General features: G+C 61.9%; 22 protein-coding genes and 1 tRNA gene. 11 read left to right on the forward strand and 12 right to left on the reverse strand.

The features are described 5' to 3' along the window. Positions 1-46 precede the first annotated feature (46 nt). The 3 genes from cyoE to tig all read right to left on the reverse strand — a co-directional run bounded on the left by cyoE (position 47) and on the right by tig (position 3,333). The gene (gene cyoE / locus AC1DYC_RS08380) at positions 47-979 is read right to left on the reverse strand and encodes a heme o synthase (RefSeq protein ID WP_477308129.1); all 933 of its coding nucleotides are present in this window, start codon (positions 977-979) and stop codon (positions 47-49) included. Between the two features lie 52 nt (positions 980-1,031). Then, positions 1,032-1,412, reverse strand: a complete 381-nt coding sequence (locus AC1DYC_RS08385) for a c-type cytochrome (protein ID WP_477405385.1) — start codon at positions 1,410-1,412, stop codon at positions 1,032-1,034. 445 nt (positions 1,413-1,857) lie between these two features. Then, positions 1,858-3,333, reverse strand: a complete 1,476-nt coding sequence (tig, locus tag AC1DYC_RS08390; RefSeq protein ID WP_477405387.1) for a trigger factor — start codon at positions 3,331-3,333, stop codon at positions 1,858-1,860. Positions 3,334-3,673: 340 nt separating this feature from the next. Here tig and AC1DYC_RS08395 point away from each other — a divergent pair. Both AC1DYC_RS08395 and AC1DYC_RS08400 read left to right on the forward strand, forming a co-directional pair. After that, positions 3,674-3,758, forward strand: a tRNA-Leu gene (locus tag AC1DYC_RS08395). 137 nt (positions 3,759-3,895) lie between these two features. Next, entirely contained in the window at positions 3,896-4,600 is a 705-nt protein-coding gene (locus AC1DYC_RS08400; RefSeq protein WP_477405389.1) for a class I SAM-dependent methyltransferase, read from the forward strand. 55 nt (positions 4,601-4,655) lie between these two features. Here AC1DYC_RS08400 and AC1DYC_RS08405 read toward each other — a convergent pair whose 3' ends face one another. The 3 genes from AC1DYC_RS08405 to AC1DYC_RS08415 form a co-directional block, all read right to left on the reverse strand. Next, on the reverse strand, positions 4,656-6,104 hold the full coding sequence (locus AC1DYC_RS08405) for an aromatic amino acid lyase (protein ID WP_477405391.1): 1,449 nt from the start codon (positions 6,102-6,104) through the stop codon (positions 4,656-4,658). A 75-nt stretch (positions 6,105-6,179) separates the two neighbouring features. Continuing rightward, positions 6,180-6,761: a GDYXXLXY domain-containing protein gene (locus tag AC1DYC_RS08410; RefSeq protein WP_477405393.1), complete on the reverse strand. Its 582-nt coding sequence runs from the start codon at positions 6,759-6,761 to the stop codon at positions 6,180-6,182. After that, on the reverse strand, positions 6,758-7,870 hold the full coding sequence (locus AC1DYC_RS08415) for a DUF2157 domain-containing protein (protein WP_477405395.1): 1,113 nt from the start codon (positions 7,868-7,870) through the stop codon (positions 6,758-6,760). Before AC1DYC_RS08415 ends, AC1DYC_RS08410 begins: the two co-directional genes overlap by 4 nt. 235 nt (positions 7,871-8,105) lie before the next feature. Here AC1DYC_RS08415 and AC1DYC_RS08420 point away from each other — a divergent pair, with 235 nt between their 5' ends. Together AC1DYC_RS08420 and AC1DYC_RS08425 are read left to right on the forward strand one after the other, a co-directional pair. Further along, on the forward strand, positions 8,106-8,246 hold the full coding sequence (locus tag AC1DYC_RS08420) for a DUF1127 domain-containing protein (RefSeq protein WP_006335194.1): 141 nt from the start codon (positions 8,106-8,108) through the stop codon (positions 8,244-8,246). 51 nt (positions 8,247-8,297) lie between these two features. After that, complete coding sequence (locus AC1DYC_RS08425) at positions 8,298-8,441, forward strand: DUF1127 domain-containing protein (RefSeq protein ID WP_142865062.1); 144 nt, start codon at positions 8,298-8,300, stop codon at positions 8,439-8,441. A 317-nt stretch (positions 8,442-8,758) separates the two neighbouring features. On the opposite strand, the gene AC1DYC_RS08430 is transcribed toward AC1DYC_RS08425, so the two are convergent. Continuing rightward, complete coding sequence (locus AC1DYC_RS08430; protein WP_477405397.1) at positions 8,759-9,658, reverse strand: LysR family transcriptional regulator; 900 nt, start codon at positions 9,656-9,658, stop codon at positions 8,759-8,761. A gap of 131 nt (positions 9,659-9,789) precedes the next feature. Between AC1DYC_RS08430 and AC1DYC_RS08435 the strand changes: the two genes are divergently transcribed. From AC1DYC_RS08435 to AC1DYC_RS08450, 4 genes are all read left to right on the forward strand, one after another. After that, a complete protein-coding gene (locus AC1DYC_RS08435) occupies positions 9,790-10,269 on the forward strand; it encodes a carboxymuconolactone decarboxylase family protein (protein ID WP_477405399.1) in 480 nt (159 codons plus the stop codon). A 36-nt stretch (positions 10,270-10,305) separates the two neighbouring features. Beyond that, entirely contained in the window at positions 10,306-11,058 is a 753-nt protein-coding gene (locus tag AC1DYC_RS08440) for an SDR family oxidoreductase (RefSeq protein WP_477405401.1), read from the forward strand. Between the two features lie 59 nt (positions 11,059-11,117). Next, entirely contained in the window at positions 11,118-11,543 is a 426-nt protein-coding gene (locus AC1DYC_RS08445; RefSeq protein ID WP_477405403.1) for a cupin domain-containing protein, read from the forward strand. A gap of 66 nt (positions 11,544-11,609) precedes the next feature. After that, positions 11,610-12,635, forward strand: coding sequence for a mechanosensitive ion channel family protein (locus AC1DYC_RS08450; RefSeq protein WP_477405405.1), 1,026 nt, complete (start codon positions 11,610-11,612; stop codon positions 12,633-12,635). Here the strand turns inward: AC1DYC_RS08450 and AC1DYC_RS08455 are convergent. Continuing rightward, positions 12,618-13,106: an RrF2 family transcriptional regulator gene (locus AC1DYC_RS08455; RefSeq protein ID WP_436260344.1), complete on the reverse strand. Its 489-nt coding sequence runs from the start codon at positions 13,104-13,106 to the stop codon at positions 12,618-12,620. The genes AC1DYC_RS08450 and AC1DYC_RS08455 overlap by 18 nt on opposite strands. Positions 13,107-13,276: 170 nt before the next feature. On the opposite strand from AC1DYC_RS08455, the gene trmFO reads away from it, so the two are divergent. The 3 genes from trmFO to AC1DYC_RS08470 all read left to right on the forward strand — a co-directional run bounded on the left by trmFO (position 13,277) and on the right by AC1DYC_RS08470 (position 15,362). Next, positions 13,277-14,686, forward strand: a complete 1,410-nt coding sequence (trmFO, locus tag AC1DYC_RS08460) for a methylenetetrahydrofolate--tRNA-(uracil(54)-C(5))-methyltransferase (FADH(2)-oxidizing) TrmFO (protein WP_477405407.1) — start codon at positions 13,277-13,279, stop codon at positions 14,684-14,686. A gap of 69 nt (positions 14,687-14,755) precedes the next feature. Further along, positions 14,756-15,058, forward strand: a complete 303-nt coding sequence (locus AC1DYC_RS08465; RefSeq protein ID WP_477405409.1) for a type II toxin-antitoxin system ParD family antitoxin — start codon at positions 14,756-14,758, stop codon at positions 15,056-15,058. Next, positions 15,030-15,362 (forward strand): type II toxin-antitoxin system RelE/ParE family toxin, encoded by a 333-nt coding sequence (locus tag AC1DYC_RS08470; RefSeq protein WP_477408213.1) that lies wholly within the window; start codon positions 15,030-15,032, stop codon positions 15,360-15,362. The genes AC1DYC_RS08465 and AC1DYC_RS08470 overlap by 29 nt, the downstream gene beginning before the upstream one ends. Positions 15,363-15,370: 8 nt before the next feature. On the opposite strand, the gene AC1DYC_RS08475 is transcribed toward AC1DYC_RS08470, so the two are convergent. The 4 genes from AC1DYC_RS08475 to AC1DYC_RS08490 all read right to left on the reverse strand — a co-directional run bounded on the left by AC1DYC_RS08475 (position 15,371) and on the right by AC1DYC_RS08490 (position 18,074). Further along, positions 15,371-16,321, reverse strand: coding sequence for a sterol desaturase family protein (locus AC1DYC_RS08475; RefSeq protein WP_477405411.1), 951 nt, complete (start codon positions 16,319-16,321; stop codon positions 15,371-15,373). Continuing rightward, positions 16,321-16,755 (reverse strand): hypothetical protein, encoded by a 435-nt coding sequence (locus tag AC1DYC_RS08480; protein WP_477405413.1) that lies wholly within the window; start codon positions 16,753-16,755, stop codon positions 16,321-16,323. The genes AC1DYC_RS08475 and AC1DYC_RS08480 overlap by 1 nt, the downstream gene beginning before the upstream one ends. An 82-nt stretch (positions 16,756-16,837) precedes the next feature. After that, a complete protein-coding gene (locus AC1DYC_RS08485; protein WP_477408215.1) occupies positions 16,838-17,659 on the reverse strand; it encodes a phytoene/squalene synthase family protein in 822 nt (273 codons plus the stop codon). 25 nt (positions 17,660-17,684) lie between these two features. Next, a complete protein-coding gene (locus AC1DYC_RS08490) occupies positions 17,685-18,074 on the reverse strand; it encodes an Mth938-like domain-containing protein (RefSeq protein ID WP_477308100.1) in 390 nt (129 codons plus the stop codon). Positions 18,075-18,078: the final 4 nt, after the last annotated feature.

Consider the following 18,078-nt stretch of genomic DNA (forward strand, 5'->3'; position numbering starts at 1 on the left):
CTGCCGTCCCGACCCGGCGAGTGTTCCAAGAACAGCGGGCCTGCCGTCAACCTCCGACTGAGATGAACGCGCGCATCGCGATGGTGTCGGCGAGCAGCATAGCAAAGATCGCGAAAAGATAGAAAATCGAATAGGCAAACAGCGCCTTTGCCGGCTTCATCTCCTTGTCGGGGGCGATCAGAGCCTTCCAGGCGTACCAGATGAAACCCACGCCCAACGCAGCCGAAACAATCCCATAGAACCCGCTGGTGAATCCGAACGCCCAGGGCAGCACGCCGGTTGGTGCCAGGACCAGTGAATAGGCGAAAATCTGCCTTCTGGTCGAGGCCTGGCCGGCCACGTTCGGCATCATCGGGATGCCGGCAGCGGCGTAGTCGCCGGCCTTGAACAGCGCGAGCGCCCAGAAATGCGGCGGCGTCCACAGGAAAATGATCAGGAACAGAATGAGGCTTTCAATGCCGATGGCGCCAGTGGCCGCCGCCCAGCCAATCATCGGAGGAAGGGCACCCGCCGCGCCGCCGATGACGATGTTCTGCGGCGTCGAGCGCTTCAGCCACATCGTGTAGATGACGACGTAGAAAAAGATGGTGAAGGCCAGCAGCGACGCGGCAAGCCAGTCCACCAGCACGCCGAGCGTCATGACCGAAAACGCGGAAAGCACCAGGCCGAAGCCGAGCGCTTCACCGGGCGTGACGCGGCCTGATGGAACTGGCCGTTTTGACGTGCGCGACATCAGCGCGTCGATATCCGCATCGTACCACATGTTGAGCGCCCCGGCCGCTCCCGCACCAACCGCAATGGCAGCTATTGCGACCACGGCGATGACTGGGTTCATCGCCCCGGGCGCCACCATCAGACCGACGAAAGCGGTAAAGATCGCAAGCGCCATGACCCGCGGCTTCAACAGTGCAAAGAAATCACCGGCCGTCGCCTCCGAGATGCGGACGCCGGTTTCCTTGAGGCTTTCCTTGACCGACATTTGAGACGACCATCAATGGAAAACGGGCGGCCTTGCCAACCGAAGCGCCAAGCTACTGGGAGAATTGCTTCAGATAGGCAATGACGTTGGCGACGTCCTCGTCCTTCTTGAGGCCGGGAAACGCCATCTTCGTACCTTTGACCATGGCCTTGGGATCGTGAAGGTACGTGGTCAGCGTCGGTTCATCCCATTTGACGCCGGATGCGCCGGCGGCGATCATGGCCTCGGAATATTTGAAATCCGGATGCGTGCCGGCCGTACGGCCGATAACGCCGTGCAGCGATGGACCGATCTTGTTCGTGTCCTGGTCTGCGACGTGGCAGACCTTGCATTTGGTGAAGACCTTCTCGCCCGCCGCCGCATCCTGTGCCCGCGATGGATTGGCGATAAAGGTTGCAACAGATATGACAGCGAAAAACGCAACCAAGCGCATGGCATTTCCTCCCTGGTCGTCAAATTTGCCCGAGACGATCTTCGCATGCCGATACCGTCAGCATGCGCGTTGCACGACAGAACGGATTCTCCGCTTCTCCCCCAAATGGATTTGCGGCACCTGTGTACCACAGAATCTGGCCGGCAGGTAGAACAGGTCGACCGTACAAAGGTTTAGAGCAATTCCAGGAAAAGTGTGTGCGGTTTTCCCGGGAAAAGCGCGAAGCGCTTTCCCTTGGGAATTGCGTAAAAACAAAGAGATAGAGCGGTTCGCCGTTTCCACGAAACGGTGAAACGCTCTAGGTGGCCTGCGGTGGCTCAAGGCACGCCCGCCACAACGAAAAAGGCCGCCTCGAGGGCGGCCTTTTCTGATCTAGAGCGATTCCAGGAAAAGCGCGTAGCGCTTTCCCTTGGGAATTGCGTACAAACAAGAAGCCGTCAGGAGCTTATTCGGCGTCCTTGGCGGCCTTCTTCTTCGGCGCGGCCTTCTTCTTGGGCTCTTCGGCGTCGTCGGCCTTTTCAGCCTTGTCGGCCTTCTTGGCAGCGGCCTTCTTCGCCGGTTTGGCCTTGGCGGTATCGGCCTCCTCGTCGTCAGCCATCAGCTCTTCCTTGCTGACCTTGACGTCGGTGACCGAGATCTGGCCGAGCAGATGGTCGACGACCTTCTCCTCGAACATCGGCGCGCGCAACGTGTTCAGCGCTTCCGGATTGCTGCGATAGAACTCGAAGGCTTCCTGCTGCTGGTTGGCCGGGTAGCGGCGCACCTGCTCGAACAGGCCGCGCTGCAGTTCCTCGTCCGAAACGGTGACGCCGGCCTTCTCGCCGATCTCGGCCAAGACCAGGCCGAGGCGCACGCGGCGCTCGGCAAGGCGCAGATATTCGGCACGTGCCTCTTCTTCCGTCGTCTCTTCGTCGGCGAAGGTACGGCCGGCAGCTTCGAGATCGCGGTTGACCTGGGTCCAGATGTTGTTGAACTCGGCATCGACGAGCTTCGACGGCGCCTCGAACGAATAGGCCGCGTCCAGCTGGTCGAGCAGTTGGCGCTTAACCTTCTGGCGGGTCATCGAACCGAACTGGTTCTCGATCTGGCCACGCACCACGTCGCGCAGGCGCTCCAGCGATTCCAGGCCGAGATTCTTGGCCATCTCGTCATTGATTTCCAGCGCGCCGGGCTTGGACACTTCCTTGACGGTGACGTCGAAGGTGGCTTCCTTGCCGGCCAGATGGGCCGCCTGGTAGTTTTCGGGGAAAGTGACCGTGACCTGCTTCTCGTCGCCGGCCTTGGAGCCGATGAGCTGGTCCTCAAAACCCGGGATGAATTCCTTGGAACCCAGCACCAGCGGCTGGTCGGTGCCGGTGCCGCCTGCAAAGGCCTCGCCGTCGATCTTGCCGACATAGTCGATCGAAACGCGGTCGCCTTCGGCAGCCTTGCCGGTCTTCGGCTCGAAGCTGCGTGCCGATTCGGCAACGCGCTGGACCTGCTCGTCGATCTCTGAGTCCGGCACTTCGAACACCTGGCGCGTCACCTTGATGTCGGAGAAATCCTTGATCTCGATCGCCGGGATGATTTCATAGTTGAGGCGGAATTCGAAGTCGGCGCCGCCGGCCAGGATCTTCTCGGCCTCTTTCTCGTCCTCGGTCATGATCACTTCGGGCTGCATGGCGGCCTTTTCGCCGCGGCCGGTGATGATCGAACGGGTCGAATCGTTGAGGATCTCGTTGACCACTTCGGCCATGAACGACTTGCCGTAGACCTTGCGCAGGTGCTGGACCGGCACTTTGCCGGGACGGAAGCCGTTGATGCGGACCTTGTTGCGGGCGTCGGACAGCCGCGCCATCAGCTTGGCTTCCATGTCACCGGCCGGCACGGTGATCTTGATCTCGCGCTTGAGACCGGAGTTGAGCGTTTCGGTGACCTGCATCGTAAAACCTTTATCTTCACCAAAGAGACTGCCACGGCCTTCTGCCGTTCACAGCCTGCCGGTACAATCTTGCCGGGAATGGCTTTTGGTACGGAACCTGGCGATTTGACCGAAATTACGGCTCAAATTCTTCCAAACTGCGTTCCAAGATGTGAATAAGTTCTTGTTTTTCCTACTTCTTATCACATTCTGCAGAAGCGGATCGGCGCGTCCCGTCACATTTGACACGCCTTTTGTCACAGGCGAGGCTAATTTTCAACCATCTTCGCGTTGCAGCGAATGACGGCCATTTTCGCCCCGACATTGACAGAATGATGGCTACATGGGATTGCCGGGCAATGCGGATGTGGCGGAACTGGTAGACGCCCTGGATTTAGGTTCCAGTGCCGAAAGGCGTGGGGGTTCGAGTCCCTTCATCCGCACCAACCTGTACCTTGGCTATTTCACTCTGCGTCTCCCCTACACTGCCTCTTCCCGGCACAGCCATGCGCCATCCTGCTGACTGATCGCTTGGGAGATAGCCGGCAATAAGATCAACGCATTGCCCAAGAAACGGCGGACAATGATGACGCTTGAATACTGGAACAAAGCGCACATCTGTGGGCTGCTCTCGGTTCGTTTCGGTCTCTCACGCTATTTTGAAATTACCACGGGCACCACTGGCTTCACGTACGCGGAAGTGTGCCAAATGGACTTTCAGCCTTGCATGCGCCTGGTTTATCGGATGACAGAGCCGCCGGGCGATGGTCTGCCTGTCGATTTCGCGTCTGCAAACGACGATATCGCGGCGTGTCTCGATGACACACGCCTGACGGGACAGGCATTCGACATCATATTCGTTGACCCGCACCACACCTACGACTGCTCGACTCGCGATATCCAGGAAGCGTTTCGCATGGTCGCGCCAGGGGGTGCGGTGGTGGTGCATGACTGCCTGCCCCCGCACCGGGCTGCAGCCAATCCCTCCTTTGTCCCCGGCGAGTGGTGCGGAGTGACATACAAGGCCTATATCGATTTCGTGCTGGGCAATCCGGATCTCGACTATTTCACTGTGGATGCCGATTACGGCTGTGGCGTCATCCTGAAGCCCAAGGGGGCTGGCGCGAAGATAAAGAACTGGCTGCGCGCCAGACGTGTTCGCGCGCTGAAAGACGAATGGCGAGCGATCGGCAATGATTTTGATGCGTCATTCGACAAGTTCATGGCCGACAAAACCAGACTTTTGCGCCTTGTCGACTTTCGCCTGCTTCGCAGAAAGCTTCTCTGAAACGATCGTCCGTCAAGCCTTGCCCAAGCGCAGCAATTTCCCCACGAGCTGTCGCCTATGCCTCAAAGACCTGCCCGGTGAACCACGCGGCCAAATCCGTCAGTTCAGGCCCTAGCACACGATCGGCATCGACCGGCGGCACGATCTTCCTGATATCCGCCACGAAAGCCTGCAGCGCCAGCGGCGCGGCGCGGTCGGTGACATGCATGGCCTGCGAGGCGATCATCGCCAGCATCGCCATAGCCGCGTCGAGGCAGCGGCCGGCGGTCGCCTCCTTGGTCCAGGCGAAGAATGCCGTGGTAGCGACGTCGTCCTGGCCGGCGCCGGCCGATTCGGTTCCCGGAATGAAGGTGCGCTGCGCCGCCAGCTTGGCCTGTTCGAGATAGCCGGTGATCGCCATCGGCACATAGCCGACATTGCCGTGGCCGTCGCTGTCGGCCCAATGCCGCCCGGTCATCAACAGGTCCGGCAGCAGCGAGACCTTGCCGTTGAGCAGCTTTGAGGCGTGGCGATCGCAGAGCAGGCAGAGATCGGCCCAGATCGCTGAGAGATCGTCGAGCGCCGGTGTCGCCATGGCATTATGATAGCCGCCGGTGGAGATGCAGCGTCCCAGTGGATGCGCGTCGTCGGGGGGAATGTAGACCGGATTGTCCGATATCGAAGCCAGCGAGACAGTCGCCGCATGCTCGGCGCCCGCCAGCGCCCGATGCGCGTGGCCGAGCACGCGGGGCACAATGCGGTAGCTGACCGGCGCCTGATAATTGCGCCGCCCATTGCCGGCGTCGACCAGGAACTGCCGCAAGCCACGCAAGGCGGCTGCTTCGTGTTCGTCGCCCCAAAGCCCGTCGAGCGCTGCATCATAGTGCTCGAGCGGCGCGCGAAACGCTTCGATCGACAATGCAAACACCTTGTGCGCAATGGCGACGCGCCGGCGTGCGGCAAGTGCTGCGTCGGCCACCAGCGCCGCCGCGCAAGGTGAGCCGTTGATCAGCGAGCCCCGCTCCTTCACTTCGAGATCGAAGCCAGCGGTAAGCGCGGCAAACAGCGGATAGAGCGCCAGGATCTCGCCGGCGCCGCCCTGCCCCTGTGACGGCACCATTGGCATCGGACCGCCGTCGAGCATCGCGGCAACGGCCAGCGCGATGCGCGGCGTGGTGGCGGCATTGCCTTCGACGAAGTTGGTCAGCCGGGCCAGCACGATCGCCCTGACGACACGGTCGGGCAGCGGCCCGCCGAAGGAGGTGGCGGCAGCAAAAGCCTTGATGCGCGCATGACGGTCGCGCTCGTCAAGTTCGAGCTTGCGGCTCGCCAGTTCGCCCATGGCGGTGGTGACACCATAGATGACCGGCGGCGGATCGGATTCAATGAGTTTCAGGAACGAGGCGCGGCATTCGGCAATGCGCTGCAAGGCCCTGTCGCTGATTTCGACCGTGTCGTTTTTCCAGGCGACGCGCAAAACTGCATCGAGATTGATGTCTTCGCGCGTTGTCAGCGTAGTGGTCATGGTTCTTCGCCCATCTGGTTTGCATGCGGGCGAAGCGATCGTTTTTACCGAAATCCATGCCCTGGGTAATGTCTTCTAATAGAGCGGTTCCTCGAACATTGTCTTGTCGCCGTCCATCAGCGCCTTGATCTGCGCCTCGCCATTGGCGGCGAGCGCGACGCGCACTCCGAATGGCCGCACACGCATATCGTTCTGGATCGCCATGCCTTGTCCCTCAGGCAAGTAGAAGCGGTCGATGCCATATTGCGGTGCGATCGTGGACTCGGGATCAAGCGTCCAGCCCGGTGCGACCTGGCCGACGATATCGGCTTCGTCGGTGGCGGGCGGCGTCGGCGCCTTGCCGAACCAGGCAGTGGTCGCATGCCAATAGCCGTCGGCGCCCGGCTTCAGCCGGACCACGATCGGCGTGTTGTCGCTGGTGCTCTGTCCGGCCGGAATGTTGGCGATGAGCTTCACGGGCAAGCGCGATATCTCGTAGCCGAGGATAATATAGTCGCCGCGCAAAAGATCGCGCGGATCGACCGGCTCGATCTTGAGCAACACTTCCTTGCCGTTGCGCAGGATCGCCGCGCGGCCGGCGATGATCCAGCTCAGGAAGCCGATCTGCACCAGCGCCAGGATCAGCGCCGAGATGACAAGTTTCTTTCCCGACATCATGCTGCCGCTCCTTCCGGGGCCTTCATGCGTTTTTCCACGCGGATGATCACAAGGGCCAGGATGCCAAACAGCACCGCGGCGGCGAGGAAGAAGCCGGCCGTGTCGAGCATCGACTGCAGTGTCACCACGTAGATGATGGCGAGTTCGAAGGCAAAGCCGGCATAGGCGACCCAGCGCAGTCCCCTGCTCTCGCGCCCGCCGAGCATGATCGCCGCGGCAATGCCGGCCAGTGCCACGACCGAGGCGATGGCAAAGCCGATGCTGAAGGCGTTGTCGTCGCCCAGCTCGATCTGGATCATCGCCAGCCCGGTCAGAAAGCCGATCAAGGCGTGCAAAGGCAGCCGCCCGCCGAGCTGCAATATCCGGTCGGCCGGCCCGGAGGCGAAGATACCGGCGGCGAACAGCAGTGCCGAAACCACGACCAGCGGGATGGCCCATTGCAACGTGTTGTGGTCGATGCCGCGTGCCGCGATATAGAAAATGACCGAAAGCAGGATCAGGTGACGGGCCGGCTGGCTGCGTGTCCAGAACGAGACGACGAACATCACCAGGGCCATGATGACGAAGAAATTGAGGACTTCGGGGCGATTATAAAAGTTGAAAGCCCGCACGAACAGCCAGGCAATGGCGATACCGACGGCAGCGACCGTCAGCGGATTCGAGCGCAGTGCCACCGCGGCAAGCGCCGTGCCGATGCCCCAGGTGACAATGGCCGAGGCCTCGTCGCCCGTGAGATGGTACATCTGGCCGATCAGCGCGATCGATCCGCCAAAAGCCGCGGCGGCAACGATCCACAGCGCCTCGCCGATCGCCGCATGGTCGCGCGTCTTCAGCACCGCGCCGCCGACATAGCCGGCGAGAATGACGGCAAACAGTGACGCGACCCGCACCAGCCGCGGAATGGCGTCCCAGTTGGAAGCCACGAACAACAGGATCGCGGCGCCAAACAGCAGCGCCGCCATCATTGCCAGGATGGTGCCGAAGCTCAGCGATTTGCGTTCGTTTGCTTCAATGTCGCGCGTCAGCGCATCGGCCGTCTTCGCGTCGATCAGGCCGGCCTGCAGCCAACGCCCGATATCCGACCTCACCCGTGACGAATAGCTCGCCATGCCGCGTCTCCCCCAATTTGGTCTTTCTGACAGCCGATCGGGTCAAATTATTGACGCCACGGCATTTTCCGATTCGGGTTTCTTTGTGTCGAAGCCGTGAACGGGCGTTAATGTTGCATTGCACAATTTGCATTGCTGCCATGCGTCAATGGCACTTTTAAATCGATATAGGTCCACCTATTTTCTGTTCGTACACAAACGGAATGATCCGAAGAAAGACGAAACGAGCACTACCATGAACCTGATCCGCAACTACCGCAACTGGCGCCGCTACCGGGACACCGTCTCCGAGCTGAGCCGCCTGTCGAACCGTGAACTGACCGATCTCGGCATCAGCCGCAGCGACATCCACTACGTCGCCCGCAAGGCGGTCTAATCCGCTTCGGATCGCAAATGATCCGAACCAGTTTTGAAAAAGAGAACGACAATGAACCTGATCCGCAACTATCGTAACTGGCGCGTTTATCGCGACACCGTTACCGAGCTGGGTCGCCTTTCGAACCGCCAGCTCCATGATCTCGGTATCGTCCGCGACGAGATCAAGATCATCGCCCGCAAGGCGACGATCTAATCAGAATTTCGCCAGGGTCGACCTCCTCCCCGACCCTGACGGAAACGGTCAGCCTTCACCTCCTCCCGAGGGTTGACCACCAAAACGGCGCCCGCCGCACCTCCTCCCGCGGCGGGCGTTGTTCCCGAAGCGAACGCAGTTCGTCTTCCAAAGAATTTCGTCAAAGCCGACCTCCTCCCCGGCGATGACGAATACGGCCGATCCCCACCTCCTCCCGAGGATCGGCCCCCAAAACGACACCCGCCGGATCCTCCCCCGGCGGGTGTTGTTGTTTCTAGGGCAGGCTTTCAGCTGAGCACACCGTCGACCAGGGCGCTTCATGCCGCCATCGAAGCGTCGCCGCGAACAGACTGGATAAGAAAGTCGAGCACCGTCGTCACACGCAATGGCATGTTCTTGCGGGATGGGTAGACGATGTTGATCGGTAGCCGCGTCGGCGGAAAATCCGACATCACCTTGACCAGCCTGCCTGTTTCGATGTCCGGTCCGGCCAGGATATGAGAGAGTACCGCAAGCCCGGCTCCGGCAAGCGTTGCCCGATGGACAGCCATTGAATTGTTGGCGACCAGGCGAGGCTCAACGCGCACGACCACTTCATCCAATCCATTGGAGAACGACCATGACCGGCCATCGCCGGCCCGGCTGTAGCAAATGCAGCTGTGGCCGCTGATGTCTTGCGGCGCTTGCGGGGTACCGCGCGCCTCGAGATAGCTGGGCGAGGCCACGAGAAAGGCCGTCGTCCAGCCGATCCGGCGGCAGATCAGGCTGCTGTCACCGACCGGCCCGAGGCGCACCTCGATATCGATGGCATCGGCGACCAGATCCGAGGCTTCCTCCCGCAAGATCAGTTCGACGGCAAGGGATGGATGATCGTCTAAGAGCCTTGCGAGGCGGTCGCTAATGGAGAGCCCGAGCGGCGCCGGCAGGCTGAGCCGCACTTTTCCAGACACCGTTGCACCCTCAGTGCCACTCGCTTCGCTCAACGCTTCGACCGCTTCCACCACGCGCAGCGCCATCGGCAGCATCTGTTCACCCTCGGCCGTCAGGGCAAGCGCGCTCGTCGTGCGGTGCAGAAGGCGCATTTTCAGATGCGCTTCCAGCGCGGAGACCTGCCGGGATACCGCCGGCTGCGTCAGATTGAGATCGATCGCGGCCGCGGAGAAGGACCTTGTCTGCGCCACCCGCAGGAACGTTCGCAACGCCGATACAACGTCCATCCTCATCCCCATTACATTTTGACATAAGCCTTATGTCTGCATCCTAGGCGGCAGGCGCTTTACTGTCCAGCTATTATGGATATTAATTATCCTTAAGGACATCAAATATCCTCAAAACCCAAGGACAAGCTATGACACAGCGCCTGAACGCCGCCCAACAATCGCCCGAGCTGTTCAAAAAGCTTTCCGACCTCAGCATGGCCGAGGCGCATAGCGCGATCGAGGAGACGATCCGCGACCTGGTCCATATCCGGGCATCGCAGATCAATGGCTGCACCTTCTGTCTCGACATGCATATCAAGGAAGCCAAGATCCACGGCGAGAGCGAGCTGCGGCTCTATCACGTCGCCGTCTGGCGGGAATCGACCCTGTTCATTCCGCGTGAACGCGCCGCCCTAGCCTGGACCGAAGCCGTCACGAAACTTCCCGAAGGCGGCATTCCCGACGACCTGTATGAGCGTGTGCGTGGGCAGCTTTCGGAAAAGGAAATCTCCGACCTGACCTTCTCGATCATGGCCATCAATGCCTGGAACCGCGTCAGTGTCGCCTTCAAGGCGGTGCCCGGCTCCGCAGACAAGTTCTACGGCCTCGACAAGGCCGGCCTGAACTAACCCCCCTCAGGCCAGACCCATCAAACGGAGAGCATTATGAAAATCGTCATCATCGGCGGCACCGGCCTTATCGGTTCCAAAACCACTGAACGCCTGCGCAAGCAGGGCCACGAGGTGATCGCTGCCGCCCCGAACACCGGCGTCAACACCATCACCGGCGAAGGTGTGAAAGAGGCGCTCGCCGGCGCCGAGGTCGTGATCGATCTCGCCAACTCACCCTCCTTCGAGGACAAGGCCGCAATGGAGTTCTTCGAGATTTCGGGGCGCAACCTGCTCGCGGCGGACAAGGCTGCCGGTGTCAGGCACCATATCGCGCTCTCGGTTGTCGGAACCGAACGCCTGCAGGATGCCGGCTATTTCCGCGCCAAGCTCGCCCAGGAAAAGCTGATCAAGGCCTCGGGCATTCCCTACACCATCGTTCATTCCACGCAGTTCATGGAATTCCTGCCCGCCATCGCCAAATCCGGCGCTGTCGGCGAGGCTGTGCATCTGTCGCCGGCCTATGTGCAGCCCATCGCATCCGACGACGTCGCCGACGCCATGGCCAATGTCGCGCTCGCCGCGCCGATCAACGGCACGATCGAGATTTCCGGTCCTGAGCGCGTGCGCATGAGCGAGCTCGTCGCTCGCTACCTCAAGGCTGCCGGCGATCCCCGCAAGGTCGTCACCGATCCGGAGGCGCTCTATTTTGGCGCCAGGCTGAACGACAATTCGCTCGTCTCCGACAACAATCCCCGCCTTGGCCACATCAGCTTCGAGCAATGGTTCGCCACCGCGGCGCGGAAATGACCGTCAGGCTGCGCTGCAGCCCAGGCGCAACGCATTGTTCAACACAAAGGAGTTCGAAAATGATCAAGTCAATCGCCGCGGCCGTCGTCCTGACGGCAGCCCTGGCAAGCCCGGCCGGAGCCAAGGATGCTCACGCCGGCGAGAAAGCCGCCAAAGTCACCCTTGTCTACGAACATGAACTGCCGAATGTGCCGGGCAAGAGCATCAAGGGCATCCTGGTTGAATACGGCCCCGGCGGCGTCTCCGAGGCGCACACCCATCCAAGCTCGGCCTTCATCTACGCGACGGTTCTGGAAGGCTCCATCCGCAGCCAGGTCAATGACGATCCGGCCAAGGTCTACAAGGCCGGCGAGAGTTTTTCGGAGATGCCGGGCGATCGCCACAGCGTGAGCGAGAATGGTAGCAAGACCAAGCCGGCAAAACTGCTGGCCGTTTTCGTGGTCGATACCGCCCAGAAAGAATTGACCTATCCGGTCACGAAGTAGGCCGAAAGGGCCGGACGCCATCCCGGCGCCCGGCCGTGCCTGTGAACTGTATCCTATCGGGGACCCATGTTCGGCGATCATCTGCCTCTGGTCTTGATCAATCTTCTGGGACTTGCCGGCATTGTCGTCTGGTATTTCCAGGGCCGTGCGCGTCCGATGGCACGCCTGATCGTCCAGATTCTGTTCTTCGCCGGCATGACCGCGGTGCTCGGCTTCAGCGGTATCCTACCGCATTGGGTGGCTGAGACAGATCTCACAGATCTTCAAGGCGCGGGCGCGTATCTGGCAAAGTCGGCACGCATCCTTTGGTGGATACACCTTGCCTGGACGCTTATCGGCTTTGTGCGCCTCTACATCGTCGTGGAACATCGGCCGCAAGAAGCGCGCCTGCTCCAGGAGCTCGTCGTCGCGGTTATCTATCTCGGCGTGGCGCTGTCGATAACGGGTTTCGTCTTCGGCGTTCCCATAGCGACGCTGGCGGCAACGTCGGGTGCGGTTGCGATCATTGTCGGCCTTGCGCTGCAGAACACGCTTGGCGACGTCTTTTCCGGCGTCGCGTTGACGCTGGGGCGTCCCTACACGCTCGGTGACTGGATCATGCTGAACGACGGCACGGAAGGACGCATCGTCGAAACAACCTGGCGCTCCACCCACCTGCTTACCGGCGCCAACAACATCGTCGTCCTGCCCAACAGCGTGCTGGCGAAACTCAGCCTGACCAATCTAAGCCGTCCCGACGAGAGGCAGCTGATGACGCTGACCGTGCGGGTTGCGGCGACGCACGCGCCGTACATCATCGAGGAGGCCATGCACGCGGCTCTGCAGAAATGCCAACGGGTCGTCAAGAACCCGGCACCGCTCGTCGCGCTGAAGGAGATCGATGCGGTGGCAATCGGGATGGATCTGCTGTTTTGCGTGGCCGGTCCGGCCGACCGGTTGCTGGCGAGGAATGAAGTGATCGATACTGTCCATCGGCATTGCGAGGCGAACGGTCTTTCCCTTGCAATGTCGCCGCAGAGCTATGCCGTCGTCTTGCCGGCGACGGCTGACCAGCCGCAAGCGAGGGTCATGCGCTCATCCGGCGCGCTCTAGCACCCATTCGAAACTGTTCTTCCAAAGCTCCGCCGGAATCTCCTGCGCCAGCGCCTCGGTGAGGTCGGAAAGCCGGACACTGCGCAATTTTGCCCGCCAGGCCTCGTCGGCTTCCCACATGATGCGAGACACTGCGCAAGGGCCGCTTTCGCAATAGCCCTGCGGACGGCACGGGTTGTTTTCGCGGATGTTGGTGCATACAAACGTCCGCGACTTGCCCTCCACCGCTTCCACGATCTCGAGGAAAGTCAGCTCGGCCGGCGGCCGCGCCAGCCGGTATCCGCCTGATGGACCGAGCGTCGTATCCACCAGGCCCGCTTGCGACAGACTTTGCAGCGCCTTGGAGAGATACTCCTTGGGAAGGCCGTGGAACTCGGCGAGCGCTTTTGTGGAGAGGTAGCGTCCCGCCGGCAGGCCCGCGAGAATGGCGCAGCAGTGCAGCGCCCATTCGACTTGGCTTTTCAGGATCATCAATGGATTCCAGGTCGATACCGATCGAACTTATATTAAGGATATGGAATATCCCTATTTTCCTGCTGTGTAAACAGGCAGGTCCGGCGCAGTGGTTACGGGGGCGGCAACGGCCCACCCTCGCAGCCGGCCAATTGCAAACAGCGCGGCAACCGATTATTCCGGCGCTCATGAGCAAAAATCCCATCCATATCGTCGGCGGCGGCCTTGCCGGCTCCGAAGCCGCCTGGCAGGCGGCACAAGCCGGCGTTCCCGTCATCTTGCATGAAATGCGCCCGGTGCGCGGCACCGATGCCCACAAGACGGACGGGTTGGCGGAGCTCGTCTGCTCCAATTCCTTCCGCTCCGACGATGCCGAAAACAACGCCGTCGGCCTGCTGCATGCCGAAATGCGGCTCGCCGGTTCGCTGATCATGAGCGCCGGCGACGCCAACCAGGTGCCGGCCGGCGGCGCGCTTGCCGTCGACCGCGACGGTTTCTCCGATGCGGTTACGAAAAAGCTCGAAGCGCACCCGCTGATCACCATTGAGCGCGAGGAAGTGCCGGGCCTTCCGCCGGCTGAATGGGATCAGGCGATCATCGCCACCGGCCCGCTGACAGCACCTTCGCTTGCCCAGTCGATCGCCGACGCGACCGGCGCCGATGCGCTGGCTTTCTTCGACGCCATTGCCCCGATCATCCATTTCGACACGATCGATATGGACACCTGCTGGTTCCAGTCGCGCTACGACAAGGTCGGCCCCGGCGGCACCGGCAAGGACTACATCAATTGTCCGATGGACAAGGGGCAGTATCTCGCCTTCGTGCAGGCGCTAATCGACGGCCAGAAAACCGAATTCAAGCAATGGGAAGGCACACCCTATTTCGACGGCTGCCTGCCGATCGAGATCATGGCCGAGCGCGGTGTCGAGACGCTGCGCTACGGTCCGATGAAGCCGATGGGGCTGACCAATGCGCACAATCCGACGGTAAAAGCCTATGCCGTCGTGCAGCTGCGCCAGGACAATGCGCTGGGCACGCTCTACAACATGGTCGGTTTCCAGACCAAGCTGAAGCATGCCGAGCAGGTGCGTGTTTTCCGCACCATTCCGGGCCTGGAAAACGCCGATTTCGCCCGCCTCGGCGGCCTGCATCGCAACACCTACATCAATTCCCCGACTTTGCTCGACGCCTCGCTGCAACTGAAGTCGCGGCCCGGCCTGCGCTTTGCCGGCCAGATCACCGGCTGCGAGGGCTATGTCGAGAGCGCGGCCATCGGCCTGCTTGCCGGCCGCTTCGCCGCCGCCGAGCGGCTCGGCCACGCCCCGTCGCTGCCGCCGCTAACCACCGCCTTCGGCGCCCTGCTCAACCACATCACCGGCGGCCACATCGTCTCCGACGACGAGCCGGGCAAACGCTCCTTCCAGCCGATGAACGTCAATTTCGGCCTGTTCCCGCCGGTGGAGGCGCCGAAGACCGAGGGCAAGCGGATGCGCGGCAAGGACAAGACCGTTGCCAAGCGCCATGCGATCACGTCGCGCGCACAGGCGGATTGCCGGGAATGGCTGGGGCTGCCGGCGCGAGCCGAGGCGGCGGAGTAAGCATGTTCAGGTTGGACGCTCGGCACAAAGTAGGATAGTATCCTACTTTGTGCATGATGGAGCCCAATCATGGAATCCGCCGAGAAGCTGTCCGTCACCGTTACACCCGCCATGGCTCGCATGATCCGAGAAAAGGTCGAGGACGGATCTTTCGGCTCGGCAAGCGAAGTCATTCGTGCCGCCCTTCGCGCCTTCCAGCGTGAAGAGGATGAGCACGCTGAGCGCATTGCCTCGATCCGAGCGCGGGTGAAGGCATCGATCGAGGACACAAGGCCCGCTGTCCCGCTCAACGAAGCAATTGATCGGGTGAAGAGCCGAATCTCGCAACTGGCGCAAGGCCATGATGATCCAGCGCCTCGTCGTCGCTCTTAGCGAAAACGCGATCTCCGATCTCGAAGCGATAGGCAGCTACATCCTTGAGGCAAGCGGCAGCGAAAACGTAGCAAACGGTTTCATGGATCGGATCAGGGAGCGCTGCCAAAGCATAGGCAATGCGCCTCGCGGCGGTCGATCAAGGGATGATATCTCGCCCGGACTGCGAACCGTTCCGTTCGAACATTCGGCCGTCATCGCCTATGTAATCGAAAGCGACGCTGTGCACATTGTCAACATCTTCTATGGCGGTCGCGACTACGAAACGCTGATGCGCGACGGAGGGTCCAGCGACCCATCCTGAGGCAGTAACTACTCCGCCGGCTCGGCACCCGTCATCGGCAGCCCCGGCTTGCCCGCCTCTCCCGGATTGCGCCTGACATAGGCCGCCTTCAAACTCTCCGAAGTCTCGCGCGAGCCGTCATGGCTCCAGCCCGGCGGCTTGATCAGGTAGTTGACGCGATCGCGCATCGTCAGCCCCGGTGCGAAGGCATCCCTGAACATGCCGATCCATTCGTGAAAGGCCACCTTCAGCGGGTTGAAGGTGCCGAGATTTTTCACGATGCCGTAGCGCGGCCGGTCTTCCTCCAATTCCTCGACAAAGGTGCCGAAGATGCGGTCCCAGATGATCAGCGTGCCGGCATAGTTGGCGTCGAGATAGCGCGGGTTGGTGGCGTGGTGGACGCGGTGATGCGAGGGCGTGTTGAAGACGAATTCGAACCAGCCCCACATCTTGCCGATGGCTTCGGTGTGGATCCAGAACTGCCAGACCAGGTTGAAGCCGAAGGTGAAGGCGATGACGGCCGGATGGAAGCCGAGCAGCACCAGAGGCGCCTGCAGCACGAACATGAAGGTGAACAGTCCGGTCCAGCTTTGCCTCAGCGCCGTCGACAGATTGTAGTGCTGGCTGGAATGGTGGTTGACGTGCTCGGCCCACACCCAGCGCACCCGGTGCGCGATGCGGTGGTAGACATAGTACCGCAGATCGTCGAGCCGGAACGCCACCAGGAACACCCAGACAGACAGGCCGAGATTGAAGAAGCGGAACTGCCAGAGCCACAGCAGCGCCCAGTAGGAAACGACGCCGAGCAGCAGGCCGGCAACGACATTGCCGGTGCCCATCATCAGGCTGGTCAGCGTGTCGCGTGTCTCGAACGAGCCCTTGGCGCGGCCGGTGCGCACCAGCCACAATTCGATCAGGATCGCGGCGACGAAGAACGGGATGGCAAGCTGCGTGACTTGCGGGAAATTATAATCGTCCATCACGCGGCCTCCCTGGCGAGGCTCGGATTGGGCGGCGCAAGCGCTGCGGCGACAGCCCTGGCGTCAGCCTTGTCGACAAAGGCGAAGCGTCCGCCCTTCCAGGTGAAGTCGGCCAGTCTGAGTGTGATCGCGCCGGCCTCGTCGACGTCGAGGCCCCGGATGTCGTGCGGCGTGACGACGCGGGTCAAGAAGCAGTCGCCGACACTGTGGACGATGCCGCAACGCCCCTCCCCGAGATCAAGGAACGCCGTCCTGGCGTCCGCCGTCAGGCGCACCGTCGCCACCTTCTCGTCGGGAAAATCATCGGCAAACCGGCTGAGCGCCTGATCTTTGCCGGCAAGCGTCGCAATCTTGCTGCCGCCGGTGAAGTGCACGGCCAGAACCGACAGCGCAATGCCGACAACAACGAGTGCGACCAGCACAGGCAGGCTCATGAACAGAAATCCCCTCCGGACCGGTCGCGTCTTCTGGCGACGATTTCGGGCCGAAGAATCTCTAGCACGATTGACGTTTACGTCAAATGGCTGGCCAGCCCCGCATTGCGCGTCTGAGCAACAGCCAATGCCGGCGCAACGCCGAAAGCCGTGCTACGCCGGCCAGCGGCGCCTGGCGACCACTCGCCATCTTACTGAGATAGGCGCTGGTCAGGGCCAGCGGCAGAAAGGCCGGGCGCAGCGTCTCCGGCAGGGCCGGAGCCCCTTGCTCGAAAGCGCCGAGATGCTCCTGCGCCAGCGCGATCATTGCGGCCACCGCGCGCGCCGCGCCGGGCCCGCCATCGCCGCTGACAAACTCCTCCGGCGACGAGCCCGCTGCCGCCAGGATATCGGCCGGCACGAAGCATTGGCCGCGCCGACGATGCAGCGGCAACAGCAGCAACAGGCCGGTCATTGCCTGCGCACAGCCCGCCCTGCCAGCCAGTTCGGCAAAGCGCGGCGCCTCAACGGGATCGAGCACCAGCGCCGTCAGCTGGATCAGCGCCGCCGCCGTCTCGCCGCAATAGCCTTCAAGATCGGTACGCGACGGCATCGGATCGTCATAGAGGTCGAATATGCGGGCTTCGAGCATGTTGTCGAAGGCAGCTTTCGGCAGCCCATGGGCGGCAATCGTCGCCTTCAACGCGTCGGCGAGCGGGTTGCCTGTCGCTGCGGCCTCGGCGGCGATGACATCGCGCCACCATTGCAGCCTCACCTCGCCCGGCAATCCCTCATGGATGCGGTCGCGGACAGAGGCGATCTCGGCATTGAAGGCGTAAAGCGAAAACAGCGCCGCGCGCTTGTCGGCGGGCGCATAGAGTGCGCTGACATAGCGATCATGGTCGCCGGCGCGCACCGCCTCCATGACGATGTTGGCGGTATCGGTCACGTCAGTCGACGGCGATCAGCGCCGCGGCCACGGCGCGGTCTTCGGCGAGCAGCACATTGTAGGTCCGCACCGCAGCGCCCGTCGACATCGGGTCGGAGCCAATGCCAGCGGCCTTCAACGCAGCACGCAGCGCTGCGGGCAACGGCCGCAAGTCCTTGCCTGTGCCGACCAGCAGGATCTCGACCTTGCCAGCCTCGGCCAAAAGCAGCCCGAAATCCGCCGCCGTCAGCGCCAGCGGATCGGCCGGTTCCCAGCCATGGATGCCGGAGGGCAGGCACAGAAGCGAGCCGCGATGCGACATATCGGCGAAGCGGAAGCCGCCATTGCCATAGGCCTCGATCGGCGCGCGGCCGGGAAAATGCGCCTCGCGGATGACGATGCCTTTTGCCACCTGA

Source organism: Mesorhizobium sp. P2_E7 (assembly GCF_056403855.1).

Coding starts and splice junctions, on each gene's coding strand:
- AC1DYC_RS08470 (WP_477408213.1), top strand. CDS start 15,030: ATGATCCAGCGCCTCGTCGTCGCTCTTAGCGAAAACGCGATCTCCGAT.
- AC1DYC_RS08465 (WP_477405409.1), top strand. CDS start 14,756: ATGGAATCCGCCGAGAAGCTGTCCGTCACCGTTACACCCGCCATGGCT.
- AC1DYC_RS08385 (WP_477405385.1), bottom strand. CDS start 1,412: ATGCGCTTGGTTGCGTTTTTCGCTGTCATATCTGTTGCAACCTTTATC.
- AC1DYC_RS08435 (WP_477405399.1), top strand. CDS start 9,790: ATGACACAGCGCCTGAACGCCGCCCAACAATCGCCCGAGCTGTTCAAA.
- AC1DYC_RS08415 (WP_477405395.1), bottom strand. CDS start 7,870: ATGGCGAGCTATTCGTCACGGGTGAGGTCGGATATCGGGCGTTGGCTG.
- AC1DYC_RS08455 (WP_436260344.1), bottom strand. CDS start 13,106: ATGATCCTGAAAAGCCAAGTCGAATGGGCGCTGCACTGCTGCGCCATT.
- AC1DYC_RS08445 (WP_477405403.1), top strand. CDS start 11,118: ATGATCAAGTCAATCGCCGCGGCCGTCGTCCTGACGGCAGCCCTGGCA.
- tig (WP_477405387.1), bottom strand. CDS start 3,333: ATGCAGGTCACCGAAACGCTCAACTCCGGTCTCAAGCGCGAGATCAAG.
- AC1DYC_RS08450 (WP_477405405.1), top strand. CDS start 11,610: ATGTTCGGCGATCATCTGCCTCTGGTCTTGATCAATCTTCTGGGACTT.
- AC1DYC_RS08405 (WP_477405391.1), bottom strand. CDS start 6,104: ATGACCACTACGCTGACAACGCGCGAAGACATCAATCTCGATGCAGTT.
- AC1DYC_RS08485 (WP_477408215.1), bottom strand. CDS start 17,659: ATGGAGGCGGTGCGCGCCGGCGACCATGATCGCTATGTCAGCGCACTC.
- AC1DYC_RS08480 (WP_477405413.1), bottom strand. CDS start 16,755: ATGAGCCTGCCTGTGCTGGTCGCACTCGTTGTTGTCGGCATTGCGCTG.
- AC1DYC_RS08475 (WP_477405411.1), bottom strand. CDS start 16,321: ATGGACGATTATAATTTCCCGCAAGTCACGCAGCTTGCCATCCCGTTC.
- trmFO (WP_477405407.1), top strand. CDS start 13,277: ATGAGCAAAAATCCCATCCATATCGTCGGCGGCGGCCTTGCCGGCTCC.
- AC1DYC_RS08420 (WP_006335194.1), top strand. CDS start 8,106: ATGAACCTGATCCGCAACTACCGCAACTGGCGCCGCTACCGGGACACC.
- AC1DYC_RS08440 (WP_477405401.1), top strand. CDS start 10,306: ATGAAAATCGTCATCATCGGCGGCACCGGCCTTATCGGTTCCAAAACC.
- cyoE (WP_477308129.1), bottom strand. CDS start 979: ATGTCGGTCAAGGAAAGCCTCAAGGAAACCGGCGTCCGCATCTCGGAG.
- AC1DYC_RS08425 (WP_142865062.1), top strand. CDS start 8,298: ATGAACCTGATCCGCAACTATCGTAACTGGCGCGTTTATCGCGACACC.
- AC1DYC_RS08400 (WP_477405389.1), top strand. CDS start 3,896: ATGATGACGCTTGAATACTGGAACAAAGCGCACATCTGTGGGCTGCTC.
- AC1DYC_RS08430 (WP_477405397.1), bottom strand. CDS start 9,658: ATGGACGTTGTATCGGCGTTGCGAACGTTCCTGCGGGTGGCGCAGACA.
- AC1DYC_RS08410 (WP_477405393.1), bottom strand. CDS start 6,761: ATGATGTCGGGAAAGAAACTTGTCATCTCGGCGCTGATCCTGGCGCTG.